This window comes from Curtobacterium sp. NPDC089991 (assembly GCF_044748425.1).
Classification (GTDB): Bacteria; Actinomycetota; Actinomycetes; order Actinomycetales; family Microbacteriaceae; genus Curtobacterium.
Genome location: NZ_JBIVGB010000006.1, coordinates 104363 through 118263, shown reverse-complemented (window position 1 = coordinate 118263; position 13901 = coordinate 104363). Strand labels below are relative to the sequence as shown.

Sequence of the window (13901 nt, the reverse complement as noted above, 5' to 3'; positions counted from 1 at the left end):
CGTCTTGTTGACAGCGGTCCGCTTCTGGTGTTCACTCTGGGAGCGCTCCCAGAACGATCCGAACCCGTTCGATCCGGCTGGACTGGGAGCGCTCCCAGAACCTGGGTGACCTTCGCCGTCGAAGGGGTCGTCAACGACCGGAGCGGCAGCGGTCGCCCCGATCAGCGAGGACCCTGACGTGACCACGACCACCCTGCCGACGCCCGCCACCGGCGCGCTCGGGCTCGGCTCGACCGGGCTCGCCTTCGGGTGCGACTACAACCCCGAGCAGTGGGACCCTGCGGTCTGGGTCGAGGACGTCCAGCTGATGCGCGAGGCCGGGGTGAACCTGGTCGCGATCAACGTCTTCGGCTGGTCGCACGTCGAGCCGCGTCAGGGCGAGTACGACTTCACCGCGCTCGACACCGTCATCGAGCTGCTGCACGGCGCAGGCATCGGCGTCGACCTCGGCACCGGCACCGCCTCGACCCCGCCGTGGCTCACCACGCTGCACCCCGAGGTCCTGCCCGTCGCGGCGGACGGCACCACGCGCTGGCCCGGCGGGCGGCAGGCGTTCTGCCCGAGCTCCCCGGTGTACCGCGAGTTCGCCCTCGCCCTGGTCCGCGCCACGGCGGAGCGCTACGGCGACCACCCCGCGGTGAAGCTCTGGCACGTGTCGAACGAGCTCGGCTGCCACAACGCGCACTGCTTCTGCGACGTCTCGGCCGAGGCGTTCCGTGGCTGGCTCCGTGCCCGCTACGGCACCGTCGACGAACTGAACGCCGCGTGGGGCACCTCGTTCTGGAGCCAGCGGTACTCGGCGTGGGAGCAGGTGCTGCCGCCCCGCGCGACGCTGTCGTCCACGAACCCTGCGCAGACCATCGACTTCGACCGGTTCTCGTCCGACGAACTCCTCGGCCACCACCGTGCCGAGGCCGCCGTGCTGCGCGAACTGAGCGACAAGCCCGTCACCACGAACTTCATGGTCGCCGCGCACATCACCGCGCTCGACTACTGGTCGTGGACGGCCGACATGGACGTCATCGCGAACGACCACTACCTCGACCACCGCCTGCCCCGCCCGCACGCCGAGCTCGCCTTCGCCGCGGACACCACCCGCGGACTCGCCGGCGGAGCCCCGTGGCTGCTGATGGAGCACTCGACCGGCGCCGTGAACTGGCAGCCGCACAACGTCGCGAAGGCACCGGGCCAGATGCTGCAGGACACCGTCGCGCACATCGCCCGGGGCGCGGACGGCGTCTGCTTCTTCCAGTGGCGCGCGTCGGTGCAGGGCTCCGAGAAGTTCCACTCTGCACTGCTGCCGCACGCCGGCACCGATTCGCGCACCTGGCGCGAGGTCGTCGCCCTCGGGTCGCTCGTCGAGCGGCTCGGCGAACTGCGCGGATCCCGGGTCGTCGCCGAGGTCGCGCTCGTCTTCAGCTGGGAGAACCAGTGGGCCGCCGACCTGGAGGCCCACCCCACCACTGCGCTCCGGTACCTGCAGCAGGTGCACGCGTTCCACGCCGCGCTCCGGGACCTCGGGGTCACGGTCGACGTCGTCGCGCCGGGCGCCCCGCTCGACGGCTACGCCGCGGTCGTCGTCCCCGAGCTCTACCTGGTGCGCGACGAGCACGCCGCCGTGATCGCCGACCACGTCGCCGCCGGTGGCCACGCGGTCGTCACCTTCTTCAGCGGGATCGTCGACGAACGCGACCGGGTCCGCACCGGCGGCTACCCCGGCGCCTTCCGCGACCTGCTCGGCATCCGGGTCGACGAGTTCCTGCCGCTCGCCGCGGACCAGGCGATCGCGCTGTCCGACGGCACCACCGGCACCGTGTGGTCGGAGCCCGTCGCGCTGCGCGGCGCCACGAGCGTCGTCGAGTACGCCGAGGGCCCGCTCGCCGGCTCGGCCGCGGTCACCCGCAACGACCACGGCGCCGGATCCGCCTGGTACACGTCCACCGTGCTCGAGGCCGACGCGCTGCGCGACCTGCTCCGCCGCGTGCTCGCCGAGGCCGGCGTCTCCCCGGATCCCGCGACCGCACCGGGTGTCGAGGTCGTCCGGCGCCGCGACGACCAGCACGAGTGGGTGTTCCTGCTCAACCACTCCGACCAGCCCGCCTCGCACACCGTCACGGGCCACGAGCTCGTCACCGACCGACCCGTCGACGGCGTCACCGTCCTCGACGCCGGCAGCACCCAGATCATCCGCACCGACAGGAACCGTTCATGACCACCACCACCCAGCGGCCCCGCGCCGTCCGTCGTCGGGGCGGGGGCTCCCGCTACCGCCTGGCGATCGCGATCTTCGTGGTCCCGTTCGCCCTGCTGTTCACCGCGTTCTACCTCGTCCCGATCCTGTACGCCGTGTGGCAGTCGCTGCAGAAGATCGAGCGCCAGGGCACGTTCGGCGCCCCGACACAGGTGTTCGGCGGGCTGAGCCAGTACGCGCTCGTGTTCCAGAACAGCGCGTTCTGGGACTCGGTGCTCCGCGTGCTGCTGTTCGGTGTCGTGCAGGTCCCCGTGATGCTCGGGCTCGCGCTCCTGTTCGCGCTGCTGCTCGACTCCCCGCTGCTGCGTGGCAAGCGGTTCTTCCGCCTGGCCTTCTTCGCGCCGTACGCGGTCCCCGGTGTCATCGCCGCGATCATGTGGGGCTACCTCTACGCCCCGGACCTGTCGCCGTTCTCCGCCGTGACCTCGAAGGTCGACTTCCTGGGGTCCGGCACCGTGCTCTGGGCCGTCGCGAACGTCGTGACCTGGGTCTTCGTCGGCTACAACATGCTCATCATCTACTCGTCGTTGTTGGCGATCCCGGCCGAGATCTACGAGGCCGCCAAGCTCGACGGGGCCTCGCAGCTCCGGATCGCGCTGTCGATCAAGATCCCCCTGGTCGTGCCGGCGATCGTGCTGACCGCGGTGTTCTCGGTGATCGGGACGCTGCAGCTGCTGACCGAGCCGACCGTCTTCCGGCAGTTCACCTCGACGATCTCGTCAACGTTCACGCCCAACATGCTCGTCTACTCGACCTCGTCGGTGCCGAACTTCAACCTGGCGGCCGCGTTCTCGGTCGTCCTCGCCCTCGCCACGTTCATCCTGTCGATCGGGTTCCTCCGACTGACCCAGCGGAAGGCCGCCCAGTGACCGTCCACGCACCCACCCCGGGCGACACCGTGCGCGACGCGGGCCGACCGCTCGAGCCGAACCGGGCCTCCCGTCCGCACCAGCACGGTGCACGCGGGCCGCGGGAGAGCGTCATCTCGCGCAGCGCCGCGATGATCGTGATGGGTGTCTTCACCCTGTACTTCCTGCTGCCGATCTTCTGGCTGCTGGTCTCGTCGACCAAGACGGCCGCGAACTTCAACACCACGTTCTCGCTGTGGTTCAGCGCGACCTCGGTGCAGGACTTCTTCGCGAACCTCGCCGAGCTGTTCACCCGGCAGGACGGCATCTACCTGCGCTGGCTGCTCAACAGCATCGCCTACGCCGGTGTCGCCGGGCTGCTCGGCACCGTGCTGTCGGCGATGTGCGGGTACGCCCTGGCCAAGTACCGGTTCCGTGGGCGTGAGGCGCTGTTCAACACGTTCCTCGGCGGCGTCCTCGTGCCGGCCACGGCGCTCGCCCTGCCGCTGTTCCTCATCTTCAGCCAGGTCGACCTGACCGACACGTTCTGGTCGGTGTTCCTGCCGAGCATCGTCAGCCCGTTCGGCGTCTACCTGTCGCGGTTGTTCGCGGCGTCGAGCGTGCCCGACGAGATCATCGAGGCCGCGCGCATCGACGGCTCCGGCGAGGTCCGCACGTTCTTCACCGTCGCCGTCCGGCTCATGTCGCCGGCGCTCGTGACGATCTTCCTGTTCCAGTTCGTCGCCGTCTGGAACAACTTCTTCCTGCCGCTCGTGATGCTCCGCGACTCGTCGCTGTTCCCCGTCACGCTCGGCCTCTACACGTGGAACTCGAGCGTGAACCAGTACCCCGACCTGCGCACTCTCGTGCTCATCGGGTCGTTCGTCTCGATCATCCCGCTGCTCATCGCGTTCCTGAGCCTGCAGCGCTTCTGGCGCTCCGGCCTCGGGTCCGGCGGTCTGAAGTAGCCACCCGACCAGCACTCCCTCCGCACACCAGCCCTCGCCACACCACATCCCGAACGGAAACAGCATGAAGACAACGAAGTTCCTCAGCGTCGCCGCCCTGGCGGTCGCCGCGACCGTCGCCCTCGCCGGCTGCAGCGCCGGCGGCAGCGGCAGCGGCGGCGGTTCCTCCGACACCGCAGCCGCGAGCTGCAAGCCCTCGAGCGGCAAGGTCACGCTCGACTTCACGACCTGGGTGCCGAACATGGACAAGGTCGTCGCCATCTGGAACAAGGCGAACCCGGACATCCAGGTGAAGACCTCGATCGTCGCGAACGGCAACAGCGGGACGTACCAGAACTTCTTCAACCAGCTCAAGGCGAAGCAGGCGCCGGACATCGGCCAGGTCGAGTACGACACCCTGCCGGCCTTCCGGGTGCAGGGCGGCCTCGAGGACATCGGTGCGTGCTCCGGCATCTCGGCGGCGAAGAAGGACTTCTCCGACGGCCTCTGGAACCAGGTCACCTTCGGCGAGTCGAAGTCCGTCTACGCCGTGCCGCAGGACTCCGGTCCGATGGCGCTGTACTACCGCAAGGACCTGTTCGAGAAGGCCGGGCTCGACGCCCCGAAGACGTGGGAGGAGTACGCCGAGGACGCCGTCAAGATCAAGGCGCTCGGCGGCAACATCACGAACTTCGCCAAGGGTGACGTCAACCAGTTCGCCGGGCTCGTGTCACAGGCCGGCGGCCAGTGGTTCGCGAACTCGGGTGACTCGTGGAAGGTCGACCTGACCGACGCGAAGTCGAAGAAGGTCGCCGACTACTGGCAGGACCTGATCGACAAGAAGCTCGTCAACACCCTGCCGAGCTTCACCGACCAGTGGAACGCCGCGTACGACAGCGGCCAGGACTGGACCTGGGTCTCCGCCGTCTGGGGTGCGAACACCATCTCGAGCGGTGCGCCGTCGACCTCCGGCAAGTGGGCCGTCGCGCCGATGCCGCAGTGGAGCGAGGGCGAGTCGAAGTCGGCCGCCTGGGGCGGTTCGTCGAACGTCGTCTTCGCCGGCAGCGAGCACCCCGCCGAGGCGTCGAAGTTCCTGGTCTGGCTGAACACCTCGACCGAGGCGCTGTCCGCACTCAACAAGGAGGCCAACCTCTACCCGGCGTCCTCCACCGGTGCCGAGCTCCCCGCGCTGACCGAGGGACTCCCGTTCTACGGCAACCAGAAGATCTACGAGGAGTTTGCGACCGCGGCGAAGGACATCCAGCCCTTCACCTGGGGTCCGACGATGACGCAGACCTACTCGGACGTCTCCGACGGTTTCGGCTCGGCGGCGTCCGGTGACGGCACGCTGCTCGAGGCACTCGAGTCCGGGCAGTCCAAGACGGTGGCGGCGCTCAAGGCCCAGTCGATCCCGGTCAAGGGCTGACGCGCTGACGCGCTGACGGCGGACGGGAGGCGCGGTGCCAGCGGGCACCGTGCCTCCCGTCCGTTGCTCGGTCACGCTGGCAAGCGCGGCATGTGATGTGTTGCCGTTTGCGATAATCGCAAGTACGCTAGCGACATGGCCGGATCCCTGGAACAACGTGTCGAAGCCGTCATCACATCGGTCGACCTCGGGCGAGCGGACTTCGCAGCCTCCATCGGCATCGACGCGAGCAAACTCTCGAAGTCGCTCTCGGGTCGGCGACGGTTCTCCTCCCTTGAACTGGCCAGGATCGCCGACGTGGGCCGTCGCAGCGTCGATTGGCTGATCACTGGACGTGAGCCGTTCCGACCGGTGTTCGCCCAGCGCGCCCGGCTCGCTGGTGTCGATGACGAAGCGGGGGCGAGGACGGTCGAACTCCTCGCCACTGGCGTTCGTGGCCTCGCAGCGGTCGACCGCCCGTTGGTCCTGCCTGAGCTCCCGCAGCTCGCCCAACGGTCGAGCTGGTACACGGTCGAGGCGGCTGAGCTCGCGCGTCGCTTCGTCGCGGCGATCGGTCGACCGCTCGGCGGCCTGTCGACGCACGATCTCATCTCGGCCATCGAACGCGTCTTCGGCGCGATGGTCGTCGTCACCGACCTGCCGGAGGGGATCGACGGTCTCTCGTACGAGGACGCGCACTGCCGGGTGATCCTCCTCGCGACCACCGACCGGCCCCTGCGTCAGCGGTTCACGCTCGCGCACGAACTCGCGCACATCGCCTTCGGTGATGCTCGTCAGGGCATGCTCCAGGAACGAATGGGGACGGCTCGCTCGAACGTCGAGCGGCGCGCGAACAGCTTCGCCGCGGCCTTCCTCGCCCCCGCGGACGAACTCAGCGCGGCGATCGGCGGGCGCTCGACGGCAGCGGCGTTCCCGGAGCTGGTCGGGCACTTCCAGCTCTCGCCCGAGTCGATGGCATGGCGGCTCTTCAACGAGAAGCACATCGGCGAGACCGACCGAGCAGGTCTGATCGGCCTGCGCGCTCGCTCGATCTACATGCGGCTCGGGAAAGCGGCCGAGTACGTCGACCTGTCGCACGCTGCGGGGGAGCCACGTCCGAGTTGGCTGCTCGTCAACGCTGCCCTCGATGCCTACCGCGACGGCGACACGACGGTGAAGCCCGTCGCGACGCTCCTTGGGTGGGCACCGCAGGATGCCGAGGAGTTCTTCGCGCTGGACGATGGATCGACACCGGTCCCAGAAGCCGGCATGACCGAGAACTGATCGTGGCGCTCCACTGGTTTCCGGACAACTCGCTGATCTGCAACTTCGCTGCCGTCGACGAACTCGACCTCTTGCGTGCCAGCCTCCACGGTGCAGGGAGGGTTGTGGAAGCCGTTGCGTTCGAGATCGAGCGTTCCACAGCCCATGTTCCGAACCTCGCCCGGCTGGACCTCCACGACTGGTTCGGTCCGGCGATCGAGTTCCGCGATGTAGTCGATCAGCTGCAGATCGAAGCGGTGCGCACGGCTCGCTTCGGCGGTGGCGACGAGAAGCCCCTCGAACACCTCGGTGAGAGTCAGACGCTCCACCTGCTCCGGACCCGCGCGGAGTTCGCGGGAAGCGTCTGGATGAGTGAGGACGGCGGGTCGCTCAGAGTGGCCGGGCGCATGGGCATCGTCACTCGAGACACGCGTGCTGTCCTCGAGGAACTCGTCGCGTTCGGTGAGGTGACGGCGCAGCGGGCTTACACGATCGCCGTCGCGATCGAGCAGGCCGATCGGCCGATCCTCAGGATGCCGACGTCCTCCCGCGACCTGTCGTGATCGGACCGGAGGCGCGCTGCGAGCTGGCGCAGTTGTTCTGAGACCAGTGTCAGGCGTCGATGGCGCGTCGCGCGGCCGCCACGACCTCGGCGTCGGTCACGAAGTGCGCGGAACCGTCGTCGGCGCCGCCCATCGGGACCCCGGCGTGGGCGCTGTCCGGCGCGGCACGCTTGGCCGACAGGTGCACGGCGGCGGCACCGGTCGCGACGAGCGCCGGGATGTCGGCCGGGGTGACACCGGCACCGGCCATGACCTGCACCGGCCCGGCGGCGTCGACCATTCGCGCGATCGTGGCAGCGCCGGCTCCGGCGGTGGGAGCGCCGCCGGAGGTCAGCACGCGGGTGAACCCGAGGGCGGCGAGCGTGGCTGCTGCGGCGACGGGGTCCACCGCGTGGTCGATCGCCCGGTGCAGGGTGATCTCGGCGGTCGTGCTGACCGAGCGGGCGGCGTCGACGAAGCGGCGCAGGGCGTCCTCGTCGAGGGTCCGGTCCGGGCGCAGCGCACCGACGACGACACCGGCGGCACCGGAGCGCAGGACCGTCCGGACCTCGCGCACCATGAGCTCGACCTCGTCGGGGGTGTGCACGAACCCGCCGGGGCGGCACCGGACCAGCGCGTGCGCCGGGATCCCGGTCTCGTGGGTCGTCTCGACCAGGGCCTGCGACGGGGTCAGCCCGCCGAGCTCGAGCCCGACGCAGAGCTCGACCCGGTCGGCCCCGCCGTCCCGTGCGACGACCGCACCCTGCGGCGAGGTGACCGCGATCTCGAGTGCAACGGGCGAAGGGGTCATGCAGAGGCTCCGAGTGGCTGGTCCGAGGCCGGGATGATCCTGGCGGTCAGGTCCGGGGCCTCGGGGAACACTCGATCGTAGGGGAACATCGGCCGCTCGATCCTGTGGTGCCCGAGGCGGAGCAGGTCCTGGTCGACACCACCCGGGGTGAGCGCGAGCATCCAGTCGGCGGCCATGTCGAACAGCTCCGGCTCGAGGTACCCGATCTTCACCACGACGACGTCGGCCTGCCGTGGTGCGAGGTCGAGGTCGGTGAAGTCGTGCTCGTGGTGGTACGGCTTGCGCAGCGTCGTCAGGATCGCGAAGACGCTGCCGACCTGCAGCACGACCTCGGTCTCGGCGTCGCGGTCGCCGTGCTTGACCGCGTGGACCCGCCCGGTCATGGTGATCGGTCCGGCGTGCACGGCATCGACCGACGCACCGGCGGTCACCGTGACGGTCGCACCCACACCGGCCTCGACCGCGGTCGCCACGGCGGCGGCGCCGGGGACGCTCGCGTAGATCAGGGTGGGGCCGTCGGCGCTCGCGAAGGCCGGGTTCGCGAGCACCTGTGTCAGACCCCAGGTCATGTCGCCGGAGCCGCCCGCGGTGGGGTTGTCGCCGGAGTCGGACACGAAGTAGGGGTGTGCGGCGCCGGGCGCGAGCGCGGCGGCCAGGCACTCGTCGAACGTGCCGGTGGGTGCGACGAAGACGAAGTCCTCGCGGACGTCCCAGAAGGCACGGGCGAGGCGCTCGGCCCCGGCGGCGACGGCGGCCTCGTCCCACCCGGTGACGACGGTGACGGCCTGGTCGCGGGGCTGGTCCGCCCAGGCGTAGCCGACCCAGATCGCGGCGTCGAGCACGCCGTCGGTCTGCTCGACGAGCGGCACCTGGGCGTACAGCGAGGCGGCGGGTTCGAGGCGGGTCGAGGTCTGCTCGCCGGGCAGCAGGACGGGGATCGGGATCCAGGCCTTCACGGGGCGCTGCGCTCCGGCAGGACGCGCGGTGAGCACGTCGACCAGGTTCCGGACGGCACGTTCCTTGGTCTCCATGGCGTCCTCGTGCGGGGCCATCCGGTAGCAGGTGACGAGGTCGACCTGGTGGGCGAGCTCGCGCGTGACGTTGCCGTGCAGGTCCATCGACGCCGACACGATGACGTCCGGGCCGATCACCGCACGGATCCGGCCGAGCAGGTCCGCCTCGGCGTCGTCGAGGCCCTCGACGACCATCGCGCCGTGGATGTCGTACCAGAGGCCGTCCACGTGCTCGGCGTCGACGATCGCGCGCAGTCGCGTGACGATCTCGGCCGCGAGCTCCTCGTACGACGCCCGGTCCACGATGCCGCCGGGCAGCGCGTGCCCGATGAGCGCCCCGCGGAAGTCCGCCGCGTCCGACATCGCGGACAGGAACGGGTACCGCGCCACGACCTCGTCGCCACGGTCTGGGTGGAACGCCGGTGCGTGGGTGCGGGTGGGGGTGAAGGTCGACGTCTCGATGGCCAGTCCGGCGATGGCGACGACCGGACGACGGGCACCGGCGGGGACGGCGGGGACGGCGGGGGTGGCGGGCACGGTCTCAGACACGGACGCTCCTGTTCCTGGTGGTGGACTGCGGGATGGGGGTGGACAGCTCCTCGAGCGACGCGGCGAGGCCCCGCTGCAGTGCGAACTGCCCGGCACCGACGAGCCCGGCATCGGCACCGAGCGACACCGGCTCGATCGCCAGGTGCTGCGTCATGAGCGGGTGGCAGCTCTCGTAGAGCTGACTGCGCACGGCCGCGATGAACGGGTCGAGGGTGGAGAGGATGCCGCCCAGGTAGACGGCATCCGGGTTGAAGAAGTTCACGTTGGCCGCGAGCACCTCGCCGAGGTACCGACCGGCCAGGCGCACGGCACGGGTGGCCTCGGGATGGGCGTCCGAGGCGAGTCGGACGACGTCGGCGGTCGAGGAGACGTCGACCCCGGCGCCCGACAGGATCCGCACCAGGGCAGCTCCGGACGCGACGGTCTCGAGGCACCCGGTGTTCCCGCACGAGCACGGGGTGTCGCCGGCGGCGTCGATCCGCACGTGGGTGATGTCCCCGGCCGAGCCCGTGGACCCGCGGTACAGGCGGCCGTCGATGACGATGCCCGCGCCGATCGCCGATCCGGCCTTGATCGTGATGGTCTGCCGGCGTCCTGGGGGCTGCACGCTCTGCTCGCCGGCGGCCATGCAGTTCGCGTCGTTGTCGACGATCGCCGGCAGGCCGAAGCGGTCGGACAGCCAGGCGGCCACCGGGAACCCGTTCCAGCCCGGCATCCGGCTCGGCAGGTCGACGACACCGGCCTCGACGTCGACGGGACCGGGCAGGCTGAGCCCGACCCCGCGTAGACCGGCGCGGCCACGGTCGTCGGCGAGCCGCTCGAGCAGGCCGGCCAGTCGCTGCAGGCCGGCGGTCGGACCGTCGGAGAGTGCGAACGGGACGTTCGCGACCGACTCGAGCGCGCCTCCCGGCAGCACGATCCCGACCCGCGCGTGCCCGCCGCCGACGTCCGCGGCGACCGCGTACTCGTCGACGCCGCCGATGCGGAGGACCTTGCGGGGACGCCCGCCGGTCGAGACGTCGGTGCCCTCTTCTGCGAGCAGCCCGTGCGACAGCAGCTGGGTGACGACGTGCGACACCGTCGACGGAGCGGCACCGAGCAGTGTGGCGATCTCGGTGCGACTCGCGGCCTGACCCGACGCGACGAGTTCGAGGACGCGAGCAGAGAGGTCCGTCACGACTTTCTCCAATCCGGGGGAAACGACGGTCGAACCGACCGAACACCCGGAGCCTAACCGGCGGAACGGCCCGTTCACCCTTTCGTCCAAACGGCAGAAACGCAGTTTTTACACGAAGATGTTTGTTTTTCCAACGGCTTTGGCCATTGACTGTGTCCGTGCCGCTCGGCACGCGTGCTCCACCTCCCCAGAACTCCCACGCACCAGGAGACACACATGACCAAGCCCCGCCGCTGGGCGCTCCTCACCGGAGCAGCGATCGCCGTGAGCGCCCTGCTCGCCGGATGTTCCGGGGGCGGTTCCGCCACCTCGAACGCGAATCCGGACGAGATCAACTACGCCCTTCCTGCGAACTTCACGCCCAACTGGATCCTGCCGATCGGCACCGCCGCGCACCTCAACACGAACAACGGCTCCATCGCGCAGTCGCTGTACGAGCCGCTCGTCGCGTACGACGGCTCCACCGGCAAGATCGCGTGGAACAAGGACGGGTCCGTCGCCACGGACGCGGAGTTCGCCGACGACGGCAAGAGCGTCGAGATCACCCTCGGTGACCGGCACTGGTCCGACGGCGAGGCGATCACGAGCCGCGACGTCGAGTTCTGGTTCAACCTGATCAAGGCGAACAAGGACCAGTGGGGCTCGTACTCGAAGGGCAAGGCGCCGGACAACTGGACCTCGTTCAAGACCGTCGACGACACCCACTTCACGATCACGTTCGACAAGGCGTACAACTCGGACTGGATGCTCGCCAACCAGCTGAGCCACATCATCCCGCTGCCGCAGCACGCCTGGGACAAGACGAGCGCGAGCGCCAAGGTCACCGACGCCGACGAGACCACCGCCGGCGCGAAGCAGGTCTGGAAGTACCTGAACACCGCGGCCGGCAAGATCTCCGACTACGCCACCGACGACCTGTGGAAGACCATCTCCGGTCCCTACGGCGTGAAGGCGTTCACCACCGCCGGCAAGGTCACCCTCACCGCGAACACGAAGTACGACGGTGGCGAGAAGCCCTCGATCACGACCGTCAACCTACTGCCGTTCACGACGGCCGACGCCGAGGTGAACGCGGTCCGCTCCGGCGAGGTCGACTACGGCTACATCAACGCCACGGACATGGACCAGGAGTCCTCGTTCACGGCGAAGGGCTACGAGGTCGAGCCGTGGACCGGCTGGGCCATCACCTACATGCCGTACAACTTCAACAACCCGGACATGGGCGCCGTCTTCAAGCAGCTGTACGCCCGCCAGGCCGTGCAGATGTCGATCGACCAGAAGTCCCTGTCGAAGGTCGTCTTCAACGGCACCGCCACCTCGACCTACGGCCCGATCCCGCAGGCGCAGGAGTCCGACTACGTCTCCGACGTGCAGAAGGACAACCCGTACCCGTTCAGCACGTCGAAGGCCAAGGACCTGCTGACCAGCCACGGCTGGGAGGAGCAGGGCGGCACGATGGTCTGCACCGACCCCGGCACGTCCGACAGCCAGTGCGGTGAGGGCGTGAAGAACGGCACGAAGTTCACCATGGGTGTCCTGTCGCAGTCCGGCTCGACCGTGACCGACAACATGATGAGCGCGATCCAGTCGTCGCTCGCGAAGACCGGCATCGGCTTCACCATCAAGACCGCGCCGGTGTCGAGCGTGCTCTCGCAGACCCCGACCTGCACGAGCGACGAGGCCAGCTGCGACTGGGACCTGTCGTTCTTCGGCACCGCGGGCAGCTGGTACTTCCCGGCCTACCCGACCGGTGAGTCGCTCTTCTCGACCGGTGGTTCGGCGAACTTCGGCAGCTACTCGAACAAGCAGGTCGACGACCTCATCGATGCGACCACCACCTCGACCGACGCCACCGCCGTGCAGGACTACAGCGCCGCGGTCGCGAAGGACCTGCCGGTGATCTGGCTGCCGAGCCCCGACTACCAGATCTCGGTCGTCAAGAAGGGCCTGTCCGGGTTCGACCAGGACTCGCTCGCCAACTTCCACCCGGCCCAGTGGAAGTGGAACAAGTAGGACCGTGACCACGGACGGAAGGCGCGGTGTGCGCCCGACGCACACCGCGCCTCCCGTCCGCTCCGACGCAACAACCCAGACGACGGAAGCCGCATGACCACAGCTCTCTACCTCACCAGGCGCGTCCTGCAGGCGCTCGCGGTGATCCTCATCGTCACGATCGTGGTGTTCTGCCTGCTGCACGCGCTGCCCGGCGGACCCGCCCGCGGCGTCCTCGGCGTCTCCGCGACGCCCGCGCAGATCACCGCGTTCAACCAGGCGCAGGGACTCGACCAGGCCCTGCCGGTGCAGTACCTGCGGTTCCTCGGCCGCCTGCTCACCGGTGACCTCGGCACCTCGTACACGCTCAACGAACCGGTGTCGCAGCTCATCGCCGAACGCCTGCCGAAGACCCTCGTCCTCACCGGCATCTCCGCCGTCCTCGGCCTCGTCGTCGCGATCCCGGTCGGCATGCTCCAGGCCGCCCGCCGCAACGGCGCGGTCGACTACGCCGCCACCGCGCTGGCCTTCGTCTTCTACTCGACGCCGGCCTTCTTCCTCGGCCTCATCCTGATCATCGTGTTCAGCCAGCAACTGCCGTGGCTGCCGTCGCAGGCGCCGAGCGGCACCACGCTCGCCGAGGTGTTCCAGGACCCCGCCGGGCTCGTCCTGCCCGTCGTCACCGGAGCGCTCGCGATGATCGCCGTGTTCAGCCGGTACATGCGGGCCTCGACCCTCGAGAACCTGCAGGAGGACTACGTCCGCACCGCCCGCGCCGGTGGTGCGTCGACGATGACGATCCTGCGCCGGCACGTGTTCCGGAACTCGCTGACGCCCGTCGTCGCGATGCTCGGCTACTACCTGCCCGTGCTGTTCGGCGGTGCCCTCGTCACCGAGCAGCTGTTCAACTACCCCGGCATGGGGCTCCTGTTCTGGAACGCGGCGCAGTCGTCGGACTACCCGACGCTGCTCGGCTGCGTCCTCGTCATCTCCATCGCGACCGTCATCGGCACCCTGCTCGCCGACGTCGCGCAGTCCCTCATCGACCCGCGAGTGAAGGCGAGCCGCGCATGAGCGCCGTGACAGTCATCGACACTGCGTCC

Annotated in this window: 11 protein-coding genes; 8 read left to right on the top strand and 3 right to left on the bottom strand. The window is 69.4% G+C overall.

Going from position 1 to position 13901, the window contains the following annotated elements; all coding sequences use genetic code 11:
* Nucleotides 1–178 precede the first annotated feature (178 nt).
* The 6 genes from ACIPV1_RS16485 (at nucleotide 179) to ACIPV1_RS16460 (ending at nucleotide 7277) form a co-directional block, all read left to right on the top strand.
* Nucleotides 179–2212, top strand: coding sequence for a beta-galactosidase (locus ACIPV1_RS16485; RefSeq protein WP_402726839.1), 2034 nt, complete (start codon nucleotides 179–181; stop codon nucleotides 2210–2212).
* Nucleotides 2209–3120, top strand: a complete 912-nt coding sequence (locus tag ACIPV1_RS16480) for a carbohydrate ABC transporter permease (protein ID WP_123294575.1) — start codon at nucleotides 2209–2211, stop codon at nucleotides 3118–3120. The genes ACIPV1_RS16485 and ACIPV1_RS16480 overlap by 4 nt, the downstream gene beginning before the upstream one ends.
* The gene (locus ACIPV1_RS16475; RefSeq protein ID WP_243648935.1) at nucleotides 3117–4067 is read left to right on the top strand and encodes a carbohydrate ABC transporter permease; all 951 of its coding nucleotides are present in this window, start codon (nucleotides 3117–3119) and stop codon (nucleotides 4065–4067) included. The genes ACIPV1_RS16480 and ACIPV1_RS16475 overlap by 4 nt, the downstream gene beginning before the upstream one ends.
* A 64-nt stretch (nucleotides 4068–4131) precedes the next feature.
* Nucleotides 4132–5472, top strand: coding sequence for an ABC transporter substrate-binding protein (locus ACIPV1_RS16470; RefSeq protein WP_131844876.1), 1341 nt, complete (start codon nucleotides 4132–4134; stop codon nucleotides 5470–5472).
* Nucleotides 5473–5607: 135 nt separating this feature from the next.
* Nucleotides 5608–6735 carry an ImmA/IrrE family metallo-endopeptidase gene (locus ACIPV1_RS16465; protein WP_402726838.1) on the top strand — a complete coding sequence of 376 codons (1128 nt, stop codon included), beginning with the start codon at nucleotides 5608–5610 and terminating at the stop codon, nucleotides 6733–6735.
* A 2-nt stretch (nucleotides 6736–6737) separates the two neighbouring features.
* Entirely contained in the window at nucleotides 6738–7277 is a 540-nt protein-coding gene (locus ACIPV1_RS16460) for a hypothetical protein (protein WP_123937252.1), read from the top strand.
* Nucleotides 7278–7326: 49 nt separating this feature from the next.
* Here the strand turns inward: ACIPV1_RS16460 and ACIPV1_RS16455 are convergent, their stop codons facing one another.
* From ACIPV1_RS16455 to ACIPV1_RS16445, 3 genes are read right to left on the bottom strand one after another with little or no spacing between them, the layout of a single operon-like run.
* Entirely contained in the window at nucleotides 7327–8067 is a 741-nt protein-coding gene (locus ACIPV1_RS16455) for a copper homeostasis protein CutC (protein WP_402726837.1), read from the bottom strand.
* Nucleotides 8064–9629: a M81 family metallopeptidase gene (locus ACIPV1_RS16450; protein WP_402726836.1), complete on the bottom strand. Its 1566-nt coding sequence runs from the start codon at nucleotides 9627–9629 to the stop codon at nucleotides 8064–8066. Before ACIPV1_RS16450 ends, ACIPV1_RS16455 begins: the two co-directional genes overlap by 4 nt.
* Nucleotides 9622–10806 carry an ROK family protein gene (locus ACIPV1_RS16445; RefSeq protein ID WP_111085915.1) on the bottom strand — a complete coding sequence of 395 codons (1185 nt, stop codon included), beginning with the start codon at nucleotides 10804–10806 and terminating at the stop codon, nucleotides 9622–9624. The genes ACIPV1_RS16450 and ACIPV1_RS16445 overlap by 8 nt, the downstream gene beginning before the upstream one ends.
* 216 nt (nucleotides 10807–11022) lie before the next feature.
* On the opposite strand from ACIPV1_RS16445, the gene ACIPV1_RS16440 reads away from it, so the two are divergent.
* A complete protein-coding gene (locus ACIPV1_RS16440) occupies nucleotides 11023–12819 on the top strand; it encodes a peptide ABC transporter substrate-binding protein (RefSeq protein WP_131881022.1) in 1797 nt (598 codons plus the stop codon).
* Between the two features lie 93 nt (nucleotides 12820–12912).
* Nucleotides 12913–13872: an ABC transporter permease gene (locus tag ACIPV1_RS16435; protein WP_131844871.1), complete on the top strand. Its 960-nt coding sequence runs from the start codon at nucleotides 12913–12915 to the stop codon at nucleotides 13870–13872.
* The last annotated feature ends 29 nt before the right edge of the window (nucleotides 13873–13901 follow it).

What these genes read in the sequence shown, in the direction of transcription:
- ACIPV1_RS16470 (WP_131844876.1), top strand. Translation starts at nt 4,132, where the DNA reads ATGAAGACAACGAAGTTCCTCAGCGTCGCCGCCCTGGCGGTCGCCGCG.
- ACIPV1_RS16435 (WP_131844871.1), top strand. Translation starts at nt 12,913, where the DNA reads ATGACCACAGCTCTCTACCTCACCAGGCGCGTCCTGCAGGCGCTCGCG.
- ACIPV1_RS16455 (WP_402726837.1), bottom strand. Translation starts at nt 8,067, where the DNA reads ATGACCCCTTCGCCCGTTGCACTCGAGATCGCGGTCACCTCGCCGCAG.
- ACIPV1_RS16480 (WP_123294575.1), top strand. Translation starts at nt 2,209, where the DNA reads ATGACCACCACCACCCAGCGGCCCCGCGCCGTCCGTCGTCGGGGCGGG.
- ACIPV1_RS16440 (WP_131881022.1), top strand. Translation starts at nt 11,023, where the DNA reads ATGACCAAGCCCCGCCGCTGGGCGCTCCTCACCGGAGCAGCGATCGCC.
- ACIPV1_RS16465 (WP_402726838.1), top strand. Translation starts at nt 5,608, where the DNA reads ATGGCCGGATCCCTGGAACAACGTGTCGAAGCCGTCATCACATCGGTC.